Source organism: Serratia sp. LACPHL-BACT-2024-00286 (assembly GCF_043109535.1).
Taxonomy (GTDB): Bacteria; Pseudomonadota; Gammaproteobacteria; order Enterobacterales; family Enterobacteriaceae; genus Serratia; species Serratia sarumanii.
This window is the reverse complement of record NZ_JBICNA010000009.1, coordinates 91053-105354: the sequence shown is the minus strand read 5'-3', so window position 1 is coordinate 105354 and position 14302 is coordinate 91053. Positions and strand designations below refer to the sequence as shown.

The following is a 14302-nucleotide window of genomic DNA, read 5'->3' as shown; positions in this document are numbered from 1 at the left end:
CCCATCCGAAGATGGGCTGAAAGTTTCCACGGCAACAAAAAAGCGATAACAAAAATGTGGGCGCCGTCCGCCTGCGCAGACGGCGCGGGTAGGGCTTAGACGCTGTAGTACAGTTCGAACTCAACCGGGTGTGGCGTCATGCGAATGCGGTCCATCTCTTCTTTGCGCAGTTCGATGTAGGCATCGATCGCATCGTCGGTGAACACGCCGCCGCGGGTCAGGAACTCGCGGTCTTCGTTCAGTGCGGCCATCGCCTCGTCCAGCGAGCCGGCCACTTTTGGGATCTCGGCTTCTTCTTCCGGCGGCAGGTCGTACAGGTTTTTGTCCATGGCGTCGCCAGGGTGGATCTTGTTGATGATGCCGTCCAGGCCGGCCATCAGCAGCGCGGCGAAGCACAGGTATGGGTTAGCCGCCGGATCCGGGAAGCGGGCTTCGATGCGGCGCGCTTTCGGGCTGGCGACCACCGGGATACGGATGGACGCGGAGCGGTTACGGGCGGAGTAAGCCAGCATCACCGGCGCTTCGTAGCCTGGCACCAAACGTTTGTACGAGTTGGTGGTCGGGTTGGCCAGGGCGTTGATCGCCTTGGCGTGCTTGATGATGCCGCCGATGTAGAACAGCGCGGTTTCAGACAGGCCGCCGTATTTGTCGCCGGCGAACAGGTTGGTGCCGTTCTTGGACAGCGACATGTGGCAGTGCATGCCGGAACCGTTGTCGCCGAACATAGGCTTCGGCATGAAGGTCGCGGTTTTGCCGAAAGCGTGCGCCACGTTGTGCACCACGTATTTGTAGATCTGAATTTCGTCGGCTTTCTTGGTCATGGTGTTGAAGCGGGTTGCCACTTCGTTCTGACCGGCGGTCGCCACTTCGTGGTGGTGCGCTTCAACCACCAGGCCCATCTCTTCCATGGTCAAGCACATGGTGGAACGCAGATCCTGCGAAGAGTCGACCGGTGGAACCGGGAAGTAACCGCCTTTCACCGCCGGACGGTGGCCTTTGTTGCCGCCGTCGTATTTTGTGCCGGAGTTCCAGGCGCCTTCGATGTCGTCGATGGCCACGTGGGAACCGCGGATGCTGCTGCCGAAGCGGATGTCGTCGAACAGGAAGAACTCAGGCTCTGGCCCGAACAGCACGGTATCCGCGATGCCGGAGGAGCGCAGGAAGTCTTCGGCGCGTTTGGAGATGGAGCGCGGGTCGCGATCGTAGCCTTGCATGGTGCCCGGCTCGAGAATGTCGCAGCGAATGATCAGGGTAGGTTCTTCGAAGAACGGATCCAGAACCGCCGTGCTGGCGTCCGGCATCAGCACCATGTCAGATTCGTTGATGCCCTTCCAACCACCGATAGAGGAGCCGTCAAACATTTTGCCTTCTTCGAAGAAGTCGGCGTTTACCTGGTGAGCCGGGATAGTCACGTGCTGTTCCTTACCCTTGGTGTCAGTGAAACGCAGGTCTACGAATTTCACTTCATGCTCATTCAGCATCGTCAAAACGTGTTCAGCGGACATACTTAACTCTCCCGGTTTATCATTGTCGTCGTCGTGGAACGAATCTGTGGAACTGGCTTTTTTTCGCCTTGAAAAGACTAAAGCGAAAAGCGTGCCAACTTTTTAAAAAGGCGTTCATCGCCTTTCTGCGCGGGTTTTACCCAGCCACAGTATGCACCATCAACGATAAATTGCACTGTTATGGTGCAATAACGGTGGGTGCGAGCACTGAAGTGGTGCAAAAGTGCAGCGATTGCGGCTTTTTGCACCGTGAAAGGGATCACAAACTGACCGGTACGCGGTTGTTTATAAGAGATGGTTGTGATCTTGTTTAGTCCCTCGCTTAATACGTGTACAATAGCGCGCTATTTCTAATGCCCGAGGCAAAGCTGTGATCGAAAATTTGCGTAACATCGCCATTATTGCCCACGTTGACCATGGTAAAACCACCCTGGTTGATAAGCTGCTGCAACAATCCGGTACTTTCGGAGAGCGTGCGGAAGCCACCGAACGCGTAATGGACTCCAACGATTTGGAGAAAGAGCGTGGGATTACCATCCTCGCAAAAAACACCGCCATTAATTGGAACGGTTACCGTATCAACATCGTGGATACCCCGGGACACGCCGACTTCGGCGGCGAGGTAGAGCGCGTGATGTCGATGGTTGACTCGGTGCTGCTGGTTGTGGATGCAATGGATGGCCCTATGCCGCAAACCCGCTTCGTGACCAAGAAGGCCTTCGCCAACGGTCTGAAGCCGATCGTGGTCATCAACAAGGTTGACCGTCCTGGCGCGCGCCCTGACTGGGTTGTGGATCAGGTGTTCGACCTGTTCGTGAACCTCGACGCGACCGACGAGCAGCTCGACTTCCCGATCATCTACGCTTCTGCGCTGAACGGCATCGCCGGCGTCGACCACACCGACATGGCGGAAGACATGACCCCGCTGTATCAGGCGATCGTCGACCACGTGTCTGCGCCGCAGGTTGAGCTGGAAGCGCCATTCCAGATGCAGATCTCCCAGTTGGACTACAACAACTACCTGGGCGTTATCGGCATCGGCCGCATCAAGCGCGGTAAAGTGAAGCCGAACCAGCAGGTCACCATCATCGACAGCGAAGGTAAAACTCGCAACGGTAAAGTGGGCAAAGTGCTGGGCCACCTGGGTCTGGAGCGTATCGACAGCACCCTGGCGGAAGCGGGCGACATCATCGCCATCACCGGCCTGGGCGAGCTGAACATCTCCGACACCATCTGCGACACCAACGCCGTAGAAGCGCTGCCGGCGCTGTCCGTCGACGAACCGACCGTCACCATGTTCTTCAACGTCAACACCTCGCCGTTCTGCGGTAAAGAAGGCAAGTACGTGACGTCGCGTCAGATCCTTGACCGTCTGAACAAAGAGCTGGTGCACAACGTGGCGCTGCGCGTTGAAGAAACCGACGATGCGGACGCCTTCCGCGTCTCCGGCCGTGGCGAACTGCACCTGTCGGTGCTGATCGAAAACATGCGTCGCGAAGGTTTCGAGCTGGCGGTTTCCCGTCCGAAAGTTATCTTCCGCGAAATCGATGGCCGCAAGCAGGAGCCATTCGAGAACGTGACGCTGGATATCGAAGAGCAGCATCAGGGTTCCGTGATGCAGGCGATGGGCGAGCGTAAAGCCGACCTGAAAAACATGGATCCGGACGGTAAGGGCCGCGTGCGTCTCGACTACGTGATCCCAAGCCGCGGTCTGATCGGCTTCCGTAACGAATTCATGACCATGACTTCGGGCACCGGTCTGCTGTACTCCACCTTCAGCCACTACGACGACGTGCGTCCGGGCGAAGTGGGCCAGCGTCAGAACGGCGTGCTGATCTCCAACGGCCAGGGCAAAGCGGTCGCGTTCGCGCTGTTCGGCCTGCAGGATCGCGGCAAGCTGTTCCTGGGCCACGGTGCGGAAGTGTATGAAGGCCAGATCATCGGTATTCACTCGCGTTCCAACGACCTGACCGTAAACTGCCTGACCGGTAAGAAGCTGACCAACATGCGTGCTTCCGGTACTGACGAAGCGACTACCCTGGTTCCGGCCATCAAAATGACCCTGGAGCAAGCTCTGGAGTTCATCGATGACGACGAACTGGTAGAAGTGACGCCAACCTCGATCCGTATCCGTAAGCGTCACCTGACGGAAAACGATCGTAAGCGCGCCAGCCGCGGTCCTAAAGACGCTTAATCGCTGATTGAGTGTCTCATGCTTAGGGCGCGGTTCTCGCGCCCTGAGTTTTTTCCTCTGTTGTTCCCCGTTTGTGCGGCGCGCTATGCGCTTTTCCGTTCGTTCCCTGTTCAGCTGTTCCTTTTCCCGCTACAGTGAAATCTCACCGGCCCATCAGGAGAGGACTATGCTGTATATCTTTGATTTAGGTAATGTGATCGTCGATATCGATTTCAAGCGTGTGCTGGGCGTGTGGAGCAATTTGAGCGGCACGCCGTTGGCGGTGCTGTCCGATCGTTTCACTATGGGTGAGGTGTTCCAGCAGCATGAGCGCGGTGAAATCAGCGACGAAGACTTCGCCGGCAAGCTGTGCGATGAAATGGGCATCGCGCTCAGCTTCGAGCAATTCGCCACCGGCTGGCAGGCGGTATTCGTCGCGCTGCGCCCGGAAGTGATCGACATCATGCAGCGCCTGCGCAACGAGGGCCACCGGGTGGTGGTGCTGTCGAACACCAACCGTCTGCACTGCAACTACTGGCCGCAGCACTATCCTGAAGTGGCCGCCGCCGCCGATCACCTCTATCTGTCGCAAGATCTCGGCATGCGCAAGCCGGAGGCCGAGATCTACCAGCATGTGCTGGCCGCGGAAAACACCGCCGCCGCCGACGCGGTGTTCTTCGACGATCACCCGGCGAACGTCCTCGCCGCGCAGGCGTTGGGGATCAAGACGGTGCACGTCACCGATCGCGACGTGGTGCCGGCCTATTTTGCTCAATGAGCGCAGGGCGCGTTAAGCTTAAGGCGTATCAACGGACATCAAGGAGTGACCATGTCGTTTTTCCGCCGCAAGAAGCTGCCCTCTGCGATTAAGCCCGGCGTCACCTTCGGACGGCTGCTGTACCAGCGTATCGATCACGATGGCCTGACGATGTTGGCGGGCCATCTCGCCTATGTTTCCCTATTGTCGCTGGTGCCGCTGGTCACCGTGGTGTTCGCGCTGTTCGCCGCTTTCCCGATGTTTTCCGACATCAGCGAACAGCTGAAGAGCTTCATCTTTTCCAATTTCGTGCCGGCCGCCGGCAACGTCATACAGAACTACCTGGAACAGTTCGTCGCCAACTCCAACAAGATGACCGCCGTCGGCACCTGCGGGCTGATCGTCACCGCGCTGCTGTTGATCTCCTCGGTGGACAGCGTGCTGAACACCATCTGGCGCAGCAAGAACAAGCGGCCGATCGTCTTCTCCTTCGCCGTGTACTGGATGGTGCTGACGCTGGGGCCGCTGCTGGTGGGTGCCAGCATGGCCATCAGCTCCTACCTGCTGTCGCTCAACTGGCTGGCGCAGACCGGCGTCAACGGCCTGGTGGATCAGGTGCTGCGCATCTTCCCGCTGATTTTGTCGTGCGCTTCCTTCTGGCTGCTGTATTGCATCGTGCCGACGGTGCGGGTGCCGCCCAAAGATGCGCTGATTGGCGCGCTGGTGGCCGGATTGCTGTTCGAGCTGGGCAAGAAGGGATTCGCGCTGTACGTCACCATGTTCCCTTCCTACCAGCTGATTTACGGCGTGCTGGCGGTGATCCCGATTTTATTCCTGTGGGTCTACTGGAGCTGGTGTATCGTGTTACTCGGCGCGGAAATCACCGTGACCATCGGCGAATACCGCGACTACCGCCGGCAGAAGGCGGAGCAACAGGAACAGAAACCAGAAGGGCAGCAGGAATGATTGCGTTGATTCAACGGGTGTTAAACGCCAGCGTCACGGTGGGTGGCGAGACGGTAGGCAAGATTGGCCCCGGTTTGTTAGTGTTATTGGGCGTGGAGCAGGGCGATAACGAGCAAAAAGCGCAGCGCCTGTGCGAACGCGTGTTGGGATACCGCATTTTCGGCGACGAGAACGACAAGATGAATCTCAACGTCCAGCAGGCCGGGGGCAGCGTGCTGGTCGTTTCGCAGTTCACCCTGGCGGCGGACACCCAAAAGGGCATGCGGCCCAGCTTCTCGCGCGGCGCCGCACCTTTGGTCGCCGATCGGTTGTATCAATATTTTGTTGGCCAGTGCCGCGAACGCGGCGTAGAGACCCAGACCGGCGAATTCGCCGCCGACATGCAGGTGGCGCTGGTCAACGATGGTCCGGTGACATTCTGGCTACAGGTCTAAGCATTCGGAGAACAGGCGTCTATGTATCACCTACGAGTACCCGTAACAGAGCAAGAACTGAAGGAGTATTACCAGTTTCGCTGGGAAATGCTGCGCAAGCCGCTGCACCAGCCGGTGGGTTCGGAAAAGGATGCCTATGACGCCATGGCCCACCACCAAATGGTGGTGGACGAGGCCGGTAAAATCGTCGCCATCGGGCGGCTGTACATCAATGCCGACAACGAGGCGGCGATCCGTTTTCTGGCGGTAGATCCGACGCTGCAGGATAAAGGGCTGGGGACGCTGGTGGCGATGACGCTGGAGTCCGTCGCGCGGCAGGAGGGCGTGAAGCGGGTGGTGTGCAGCGCCCGTGAAGACGCGGTGGACTTCTTCGCCAAGCTGGGGTTCGTCAATCAGGGGGAGATCACTGCGCCGCAGACCACCCCGATCCGCCACTTTTTGATGATCAAACCGGTAGCGACGCTGGACGATATCCTGCATCGCCCCGATTGGTGCGGCCAACTGCAGCAGGCCTGGTATGAACACATCCCGCTGAGCGAAAAGATGGGCGTGCGCATCAGCCAATACACCGGCCAGCGCTTCGTCACCACCATGCCGGAGACCGGCAACCAGAATCCGCACCACACGCTGTTCGCCGGCAGCCTGTTCTCGCTGGCGACGCTGACCGCCTGGGGGCTGATTTGGCTGCTGCTGCGCGAGCGCCACCTCGGCGGCACCATCATTCTGGCGGACGCGCACATTCGCTACAGCAAACCGATTACCGGCAGGCCGCGAGCGGTGGCGGATCTCGGCTCGCTGAGCGGCGACTTGGCGCGTCTGGCGCGCGGCCGCCGCGCGCGCGTGCACGCCGAAGTGCATCTGTTCGGCGACGAGGATAAAGGTGCGGTGTTCGAAGGCACCTACATGGTGCTGCCGGCCGAGCCGGATGTGCCGCTGGATCAGGGCGGCTCTGAGGCGCTGGAAGAGTAAGACGGCGGCCTGCCTGAGGGCGGGCCGCGCAGAGCATTACGGCAGTTGCTGGTTCACCGCTTGGCCGTCGCCGGCGGTGGCCTGCAGATTTCCCTTCAACGAGGCTTTGAACGGCCCGTCGCTGTTCAGCAGCCCTTTCAACTGCAGCTCAAGGTTGCCGTCGCCCGTCAGCGGCACCGGCTGCCATCCCCATTGCTGCAAGGTGTTCATCGGTACCGAACGGCCGCGCAGCGTCAGCTGGAACGGCTTGCCCGGCAGCTGATCGACGGTCGCTTTGGCCTCAAGCAACCCATTAGGCATAAAGGCGCTGAGCTCGGTGACGTTAATCTGATTGGCGTCGGCGTTCAGCGCCAGCGAAGGGCGCCGCACGTCTATCTTGTTGAAGGTCGCCTCGCTGCCGTTCAGGTTGAGCGATCCGGACCATATGCCCCACTGGCGATCGCGCGCCAGCAGCAGGTTGCTGCCGTAGCCGTCCAGCGCGGTGATCTGGAACGGGAATGCCGGGTTGATATCGATGATCAGATTGCGGTTGGTGGTCAGCTTGGTGACGTACACCTCCGCCAGCCAGTCCGGCAGCGGTTTCAGCCACAGTTCGCGCCAGTCGCTCGGCAGGGTGTACTCCAGCGCCGCCATGGCCACTTCATCCAGCTGCAGGCGTTTGCCGGCGCGCAGCCAGTTGCCGGAGGTGCGCAGCAGCCCGCCTTCCCAGCGGGTGGTGAACTGTTGAATGGCGATGCCGGCGGAGGAGAGCCGCAGGGTGGCGATCGGATCGATCAGGTGGAAGCCGCCGTTGATCACGTCGCTGGCGTTGACGTTGAGCGAGCCGTCTTCGCTGCGCCAGTCGCCTTTTTCGACGCTGACGTTTTGCAGCGACAGATCGAGATCGTTAAACGCCCATGCCTTGCCTTCCAGGCGCGCGTCGATCAGATCGAAACGCTTGAGGGTGACCGGCGGCAGGGTGGTAAAGCGCTGCATGAATTCCGCCAGCGTCAGCGGGGTCTGCATGCGCACGCCGCTCAGCCGCAGGCGATCCACCTGCCAACTGCCGTCGGCGGCGCGGCTGGCCACGCCGGTCAGGTCGCCCTGCGCCAGATCGGCGCCGAAGTTGTTCAACAGCAGCTGGCCCTGCTTCTGCTCCCCCTGCACCAACACCTTCGAGGCGGGGATGCCATTCAGCGTCATCGAACCGGCGCTGAACTGGAACTGGTTGCTGTCCCCCAGCAGATGACCGGCCAGCGGGCGCCACGGCGTGATGCCGGCAGTGACCTGCTGCGCGTTGAGTTGCCACTCGTTATCGTTGGACTGCAACGCCATGTTGCTCAGCTGCAGCACGTCGGCCTGTACAGGCAGCGCCGCCGCCTGCGGCTGCACGTTCAGCGTGCCGTCGCGCAGCGTGACGCTGTGAAAATAGCGCGGCTCGGTGATTTGGCGCAGGCTGAGGCCCAGATCGACGCGTTTGGCGACCAGCGCCTGCGGCTGGCCGTTGCGCGCCAGTTGCACGTCTTCCAGCTCAATCTGGTTCGGCTGGCTCCACGAATGGGTGATTTTTCCTATCGACAGGCGGTATTCGCTGTTGTCGCTGATCCAGGCGCTCAGGCGGCCTGCCGCCCAGCGGGTTTGCCCCACCAGGTACAGCACCACTGCCGCCAGTACGATCAGCAGCAGCAACGTCAGCAACAGCTTTCCGATAAATTTCATCGTCTACATCCGCATCGGTCAAAAAAGATACCCTGTTTATGCCGCAATTGGCCGGGCATCTCAAGGGCAATGGTCTGATAGACAATAAAAAACGGCCGCAAGCGGCCGTTTGAACGCCGATGGACGGGTTACTTCTTCTCGTGTTCTTGCGGGAACACCAGGTTCAGCACGATGGCGGTAATGCCGCCGGCGGCGATGCCGGAAGAGAGCAGGGTTTTCAGCCAGTCCGGCGCGAACTGCAGGATCAGCGGCTGCTGGGAGACGCCCATGCCGACGGCCAGCGACAACGCCATAATCATGATGGCGCGGCGGTTGAGACGCTCGCGCGACACGATGCGCACGCCGGAGGCGGCGATGGTGCCGAACATCACGATGGTCGCGCCGCCCAGTACCGGTTCGGGGATGTGCTGCACGAAGCCGGCCACCGCCGGGAACAGCCCCAGCGCGATCAGCATCAGCGCCACCACGAAGCCGACGTAGCGGCTGGCGACGCCGGTCAGTTGGATCACGCCATTGTTCTGGCCGAAGCAGGAGTTGGGGAAGGTGTTGAACACCGCCGACAGCATCGAGTTCAGGCCGTTGGCCAGCACGCCGCCCTTCAGGCGCTTCATGTACAGCGGCCCGCTGACCGGCTGTTCGGAGACGTCGGAGGTGGCGGTGATGTCGCCGATGGTCTCGAGCGAGGTGACCATAAAAATCAGCATCAGCGGCAGCAGCAGGTTCCAGTCGAAGCCCAGGCCGTAATAGAGCGGCGTGGGGATGGTGATCGCCGCCGTGGGGGCCGCCGGCGCATCGGCGGGCAGCATGTCCATCGCCCAGGCCAACAGATAGCCGACCGCCATGGCGATCACCAGCGAAGCCACGCGCAGGTAAGGGTTGCGCTGGCGGTTCAGCAGGATGATTACCGCCAGCACCGCGCCGGCCAGCAGCAGGTTTTTCGGCGAGCCGAAGCTATGATCGTTCATCGCGGCGTAGCCGCCGCCGATCGAGGTCAGGCCGACCTGAATCAGCGACAGGCCGATGATCATCACCACGATGCCGGAAACCAGCGGGGTGATGATGCGGCGCGCCAGATGCAGCACGCGCGACAGCAGAATTTCGGTGCAGGAGGCGACCATCAGGGTACCGAACAGCGCGGCCATCATGGTCGGCACGTCGGCGCCGCCGTTTTTCAGCGCCAGGCCGCCCATGATCAGCGGCGAAACGAAGTTGAAGCTGGTGCCCTGAATCGACAGCAGCCCGGAACCCACCGGCCCCCAGGTTTTGATTTGCAGAATGGAAGCCAGACCGGAGGCGAACAGCGACATGCTGATGATGTGCTGGGTATCCTGTGCCGGCAGACCCAGCGCCTGGCAGATCAGCAGGGCCGGGGTGATCACCGCGACGAACATCGCCAGCAGATGCTGGCCGGCGGCAAACAGCGTTTGCGGCAGCGGCGGGCGATCTTCCAGGCGATAAATCAGTTCACTGGCGCGGGGTTCTGAGGCGGCTTGGCGCGCGGCATCAAGCTCGGAGGATGACATGCTCATGGTGTGGCGTTTCCAGATACGGCAAAGCAGGCATTTTAATGCTCCACTCCGCAAAAGCAAACGGTTGCGCGTAAATATTATGTTGCCGACTTTCCTGTTTATGTCGCATTTTCATTCATTTTTTCTTGTCATCTCAGCGTTTTTTACTTCTAATCCTGCACTCATCAAGTTTAAAAACTCAGTGGTTTTCTATAACTTATTATTTTTATTTGGATCTTTTTCCTTACATGGAGTACCTGGATGTTTCATCTTGATACTTATGGCACGTTAGTCGCGGCGACGCTGGTTTTGCTCCTCGGGGGCAAGTGCGTCAGAACCATTCCTCTGCTGCGAAAATATACCATTCCCGCTCCCGTCGCCGGCGGTTTGCTGGTGGCCCTCCTGCTGTTAGCCCTGAAAAAGCTCGTCAACTGGGAAATCAGTTTTGACATGTCGCTGAAGGATCCGCTGATGCTGGCCTTCTTCGCCACCATCGGCCTGAACGCCAACCTGGCGCGTTTGCGCGCCGGCGGCAAGGTGCTGGTGGTGTTCCTGTTCGTGGTGCTGGGGCTGCTTATCGTGCAGAACGCCATCGGCATCGGCATGGCGAAAATGCTGGGGTTGGATCCGCTGATGGGCCTGATCGCCGGGTCGATCACCCTGTCGGGCGGCCACGGCACCGGGGCGGCCTGGAGCAAGCTATTCATCGAGCGCTACGGCTTCGAGAACGCCACGGAAGTCGCCATGGCCTGCGCCACCTTCGGCCTGGTGCTGGGCGGCCTGATCGGCGGCCCGGTGGCGCGCTATCTGGTCAAGCACTCCTCCACGCCGGAAGGCACCCCGGATGACAGCGTGCAGCCGAGCGGCTTCGAGAAGCCGGAAAGCGGCCGTCTGATCACCTCGCTGGTGATGATCGAAACCATCGCCATGATCGCCATCTGTCTGAGCCTGGGGCAGCTGATTGCCGGCCTGCTGGGCGGCACGGTGTTTGAACTGCCGAACTTCGTTTGCGTGCTGTTCGTCGGGGTGATCCTCAGCAACACGCTGGCCTTCACCGGTTTCTATACCGTGTTCGAGCGGGCGGTGTCGGTGCTGGGCAACGTCAGCCTGTCGCTGTTCCTGGCGATGGCGTTGATGAGCCTGCGCCTGTGGGAGCTGGCCTCGCTGGCGCTGCCGATGCTGGCGATCCTGGCGGTGCAGACGCTGGTCATGGCGCTGTACGCGATCTTCGTCACCTATCGGGTGATGGGTAAAAACTACGACGCGGCGGTGCTGGCTGCCGGCCACTGCGGCTTCGGCATGGGCGCCACGCCGACGGCGATCGCCAACATGCAGGCGATCACCGATCGTTTCGGCCCGTCGCACGTGGCGTTTTTGGTGGTGCCGATGGTGGGGGCGTTCTTTATCGATATCGCCAATGCCATCGTCATCAAGCTGTATCTGCTGCTGCCGGTGTTCCCGGCGGTGGGGTGATATCGCGGGTCATCGCGAAAAGGGCGCCTGCGGCGCCCTTTTTTATGCGTTGGAGTAGCGCGCCTTCTCCGGCAGCCAGCGTTCGATCAGCGCCTGGGCGTGCTCCGGATAGTGCTGATGGAGATGGCGAGCGACGCGCTGCACTTCGGGGATCATCGCCTGATCGCGCAGCAGATCCGCCACCTTGAATTCGGCGCTGCCGGTCTGGCGGGTGCCCAGCAGCTCGCCCGGGCCGCGGATCTCCAGATCGCGCTGCGCGATGACGAAGCCATCGTTGCTGTCGCGCAGCACCTGCAGGCGCGTTTGCGCAGTCTTGCTCAGCGGCGTTTTGTACAGCAGCACGCAGTGTGAGGCCACGGCGCCGCGCCCTACGCGGCCGCGCAGCTGGTGCAGCTGCGCCAGGCCCAGCCGCTCCGGGTTTTCGATGATCATCAGGCTGGCGTTCGGCACGTCGACGCCGACTTCGATCACCGTAGTGGCCACCAACAGCTGCAGCTCGCCCTGTTTAAACGCCTGCATCACCGCCTGCTTTTCCTGCGCTTTCATGCGGCCGTGCACCAGCGCTACCTTCAGCTCTGGCAGCGCGGTTTTCAGTTCTTCCCAGGTGGCTTCCGCCGCCTGCGCTTCCAGCAGCTCGGACTCTTCGATCAGCGTACATACCCAGTAAGCCTGCCGCCCCTCTTCCAGACAGGCGCTTTTCACCCGTTGAATGATGTCGGTGCGGCGGGTATCGGGGATGGCGACGGTGGTCACCGGCGTGCGGCCCGGCGGCAGCTCGTCGATGACCGAGGTATCGAGATCGGCATAGGCGGTCATCGCCAGCGTGCGCGGGATCGGCGTGGCGGTCATGATCAGCTGATGGGCGTGGAAGCCTTGCTCTTCGCCTTTCTCCCACAGCGCCAGCCGCTGATGCACCCCGAAGCGGTGCTGCTCATCAATGATCACCAGCGCCAGGCCGTTAAACTGCACCTGCTCCTGGAAGATGGCGTGGGTGCCGACCACCATCGACACCTGGCCGCTGGCGATAGCCTCCTGCTGCGCGATGCGCGCCTTGCCTTTCTGTTTGCCGGCCAGCCAGCCGACCTCCAGCCCCAGCGGTTCGAACCACTGACGGAAATTGTTGGCGTGCTGCTCGGCCAGCAGCTCGGTCGGCGCCATCAGCGCTACCTGCTTGCCGTGCGCGATGGCGCGCAGCGCCGCCAGCGCCGCCACCAGCGTTTTGCCGGAACCGACGTCGCCCTGCACCAGCCGCATCATCGGGAAGTCTTTTTGCATATCGGCTTCGATGTCGGCCACCACGCGCGTCTGCGCGCCGGTCGGCGAGAACGGCAGCTGGGCAAGAAAACGGTTTTTCAGCCGATCGTCCGGCAGCAGCGGCTGCGCCTGGTAACTCTGCGCGCCGGCGCGCACCGCCAGCATGCTGAGGTTATGTGCCAGCAGCTCTTCGAGGATCAGGCGTTTTTGTGCCGGGTGTTTGCCCAGCTCCAGATCCGCCAGCTGGATGTCCGGCTGCGGGCGATGCAGGGTGTGCAGCGCCTTCGGCAGGCTCATCAGGCCGCCGCTCAGCTCCGGCGGCAGCAGTTCGGCGATGGCGCAGGTATCCAGCAGCTCCAGCGCCTGATCGGTTAGCTTGCGCAGCGTGGCCTGCCTTACCCCCTCGGTGGTGGGGTAGACCGGCGTCAGCGACTCCTGCAGCTCAACCTCGCTGGCTTCGCCCTGAATGCGGTATTCCGGATGGATGATTTCCGCGCCGTGGTTGCCGCGCTTGATCTCGCCGTAGGCGGTCACGCGGCGGCCGGTGGCCAGGCTGTTCTTCATCGCGGCGTTGAAGTTGAAGAACCGCATGGTGAGGATGCCGGTACCGTCGCTGATCTGGCAGGTCAGCATGCGGCGGCGGCCGAAGCTGATGTCGCTGCGCAGCACTTCCCCTTCTACCGTGGCGTAGATGCCCGGCAGCAGATCGTTGATCGGGTAGAGGCGAGTGCGGTCTTCGTAGCGCAGCGGCAGGTGCAGCAGCAGATCCTGAATGGTCTCGAGGCCGAGTTTGGCCAGTTTGCCCGCCTGGCTGGCGCCAACCCCGGAAAGCGTGGTGAGTGGGACAGCATCCAGCAGGCGGCCTTTCATTTGCGCACCGTCGCCTGCATGGCCGCCCACCATTCGGCGCTGGCGACCACCTGGCCCTGCTCGTCAATCTGCGGGCGTGGCAGCCCTTTGCGCTTGGCCACGTTGGCCAGCACCGGGTAACCGCCTTCGAACAGCAGACGCTGCTGCTCTTCTTCATCCAGCATGCTGTTGTCGCGGCGATACAGGCCGGCGTTCTGCCGCTGGCGCTGCGCTTCATACAGGATCAGCGCCGAGGCCACGGAGACGTTGAGCGATTGCACCATGCCGATCATCGGAATGACGATGTCCCGATCGGCCAGCGCCAGCGCTTCTTCGGTGATGCCGGTTTTTTCCTGGCCGAGCAGCACGCAGGTGGGCCGGGTGTAGTCCACCTCGCGGAAATCGACCGCGCGCGCAGACAGATTGGTGGCCAGAATTTGCATGCCCTGCGCTTTCAGATGACCGACCGCGTCGCCGATGGAACGATGGGTTTTGACGCTGACCCAGCTGTTGCTGCCGGCGGCGGAGGAAACCAGGGTGCGCATGCGGGTGGTGGGCCACACGGCGTGGACCTGATGCACGCCGACGGCGTCGGCGGTGCGGATAATGGCGGAGACGTTATGCGGCTTGTGCACTTGCTCCAGGCAGACCGTCAAATCCGGCTGCCGGGTCGCGAGCATTTCACAAATCCGCGCATAGCGTTCAGGACTCATAAG

At 61.4% G+C, this 14302-nt stretch carries 11 protein-coding genes; 6 read left to right on the top strand and 5 right to left on the bottom strand.

Translation table 11 applies throughout. The annotated features are described in order from the left end of the window. Positions 1–95 precede the first annotated feature (95 nt). The gene (gene glnA / locus ACF8MC_RS22870) at positions 96–1505 is read right to left on the bottom strand and encodes a glutamate--ammonia ligase (protein WP_004931244.1); all 1410 of its coding nucleotides are present in this window, start codon (positions 1503–1505) and stop codon (positions 96–98) included. 370 nt (positions 1506–1875) lie between these two features. Between glnA and typA the strand changes: the two genes are divergently transcribed. From typA to fabY, 5 genes are all read left to right on the top strand, one after another. After that, positions 1876–3699, top strand: a complete 1824-nt coding sequence (typA, locus tag ACF8MC_RS22865) for a ribosome-dependent GTPase TypA (RefSeq protein WP_004931243.1) — start codon at positions 1876–1878, stop codon at positions 3697–3699. Positions 3700–3865: 166 nt separating this feature from the next. Further along, positions 3866–4456, top strand: a complete 591-nt coding sequence (yihX, locus tag ACF8MC_RS22860; protein WP_033636494.1) for a glucose-1-phosphatase — start codon at positions 3866–3868, stop codon at positions 4454–4456. A 51-nt stretch (positions 4457–4507) separates the two neighbouring features. Then, positions 4508–5401, top strand: coding sequence for a virulence factor BrkB family protein (locus ACF8MC_RS22855; protein WP_033636493.1), 894 nt, complete (start codon positions 4508–4510; stop codon positions 5399–5401). Then, positions 5398–5835 carry a D-aminoacyl-tRNA deacylase gene (dtd, locus tag ACF8MC_RS22850; protein ID WP_016929644.1) on the top strand — a complete coding sequence of 146 codons (438 nt, stop codon included), beginning with the start codon at positions 5398–5400 and terminating at the stop codon, positions 5833–5835. The genes ACF8MC_RS22855 and dtd overlap by 4 nt, the downstream gene beginning before the upstream one ends. 21 nt (positions 5836–5856) lie before the next feature. Beyond that, positions 5857–6804, top strand: coding sequence for a fatty acid biosynthesis protein FabY (gene fabY / locus ACF8MC_RS22845; protein WP_033636491.1), 948 nt, complete (start codon positions 5857–5859; stop codon positions 6802–6804). Between the two features lie 36 nt (positions 6805–6840). On the opposite strand, the gene ACF8MC_RS22840 is transcribed toward fabY, so the two are convergent. Both ACF8MC_RS22840 and ACF8MC_RS22835 read right to left on the bottom strand, forming a co-directional pair. Next, a complete protein-coding gene (locus tag ACF8MC_RS22840) occupies positions 6841–8502 on the bottom strand; it encodes an AsmA family protein (protein WP_164105623.1) in 1662 nt (553 codons plus the stop codon). 128 nt (positions 8503–8630) lie between these two features. Then, positions 8631–10031, bottom strand: coding sequence for an NCS2 family protein (locus tag ACF8MC_RS22835; protein WP_019452186.1), 1401 nt, complete (start codon positions 10029–10031; stop codon positions 8631–8633). A 240-nt stretch (positions 10032–10271) separates the two neighbouring features. Here ACF8MC_RS22835 and gltS point away from each other — a divergent pair, with 240 nt between their 5' ends. After that, positions 10272–11483 carry a sodium/glutamate symporter gene (gene gltS / locus ACF8MC_RS22830; RefSeq protein WP_033636489.1) on the top strand — a complete coding sequence of 404 codons (1212 nt, stop codon included), beginning with the start codon at positions 10272–10274 and terminating at the stop codon, positions 11481–11483. 42 nt (positions 11484–11525) lie between these two features. On the opposite strand, the gene recG is transcribed toward gltS, so the two are convergent. Beyond that, positions 11526–13607: an ATP-dependent DNA helicase RecG gene (gene recG / locus ACF8MC_RS22825; RefSeq protein WP_049212146.1), complete on the bottom strand. Its 2082-nt coding sequence runs from the start codon at positions 13605–13607 to the stop codon at positions 11526–11528. Then, a complete protein-coding gene (trmH, locus tag ACF8MC_RS22820) occupies positions 13604–14299 on the bottom strand; it encodes a tRNA (guanosine(18)-2'-O)-methyltransferase TrmH (RefSeq protein WP_033649746.1) in 696 nt (231 codons plus the stop codon). The genes recG and trmH overlap by 4 nt, the downstream gene beginning before the upstream one ends. Between the last annotated feature and the right edge of the window lie 3 nt (positions 14300–14302).

Excerpts from the sequence above, each read along its gene's own strand:
- recG (WP_049212146.1), bottom strand. The coding sequence starts at position 13,607 with ATGAAAGGCCGCCTGCTGGATGCTGTCCCACTCACCACGCTTTCCGGG.
- dtd (WP_016929644.1), top strand. The coding sequence starts at position 5,398 with ATGATTGCGTTGATTCAACGGGTGTTAAACGCCAGCGTCACGGTGGGT.
- yihX (WP_033636494.1), top strand. The coding sequence starts at position 3,866 with ATGCTGTATATCTTTGATTTAGGTAATGTGATCGTCGATATCGATTTC.
- gltS (WP_033636489.1), top strand. The coding sequence starts at position 10,272 with ATGTTTCATCTTGATACTTATGGCACGTTAGTCGCGGCGACGCTGGTT.
- ACF8MC_RS22855 (WP_033636493.1), top strand. The coding sequence starts at position 4,508 with ATGTCGTTTTTCCGCCGCAAGAAGCTGCCCTCTGCGATTAAGCCCGGC.
- glnA (WP_004931244.1), bottom strand. The coding sequence starts at position 1,505 with ATGTCCGCTGAACACGTTTTGACGATGCTGAATGAGCATGAAGTGAAA.
- trmH (WP_033649746.1), bottom strand. The coding sequence starts at position 14,299 with ATGAGTCCTGAACGCTATGCGCGGATTTGTGAAATGCTCGCGACCCGG.
- ACF8MC_RS22840 (WP_164105623.1), bottom strand. The coding sequence starts at position 8,502 with ATGAAATTTATCGGAAAGCTGTTGCTGACGTTGCTGCTGCTGATCGTA.
- fabY (WP_033636491.1), top strand. The coding sequence starts at position 5,857 with ATGTATCACCTACGAGTACCCGTAACAGAGCAAGAACTGAAGGAGTAT.
- ACF8MC_RS22835 (WP_019452186.1), bottom strand. The coding sequence starts at position 10,031 with ATGAGCATGTCATCCTCCGAGCTTGATGCCGCGCGCCAAGCCGCCTCA.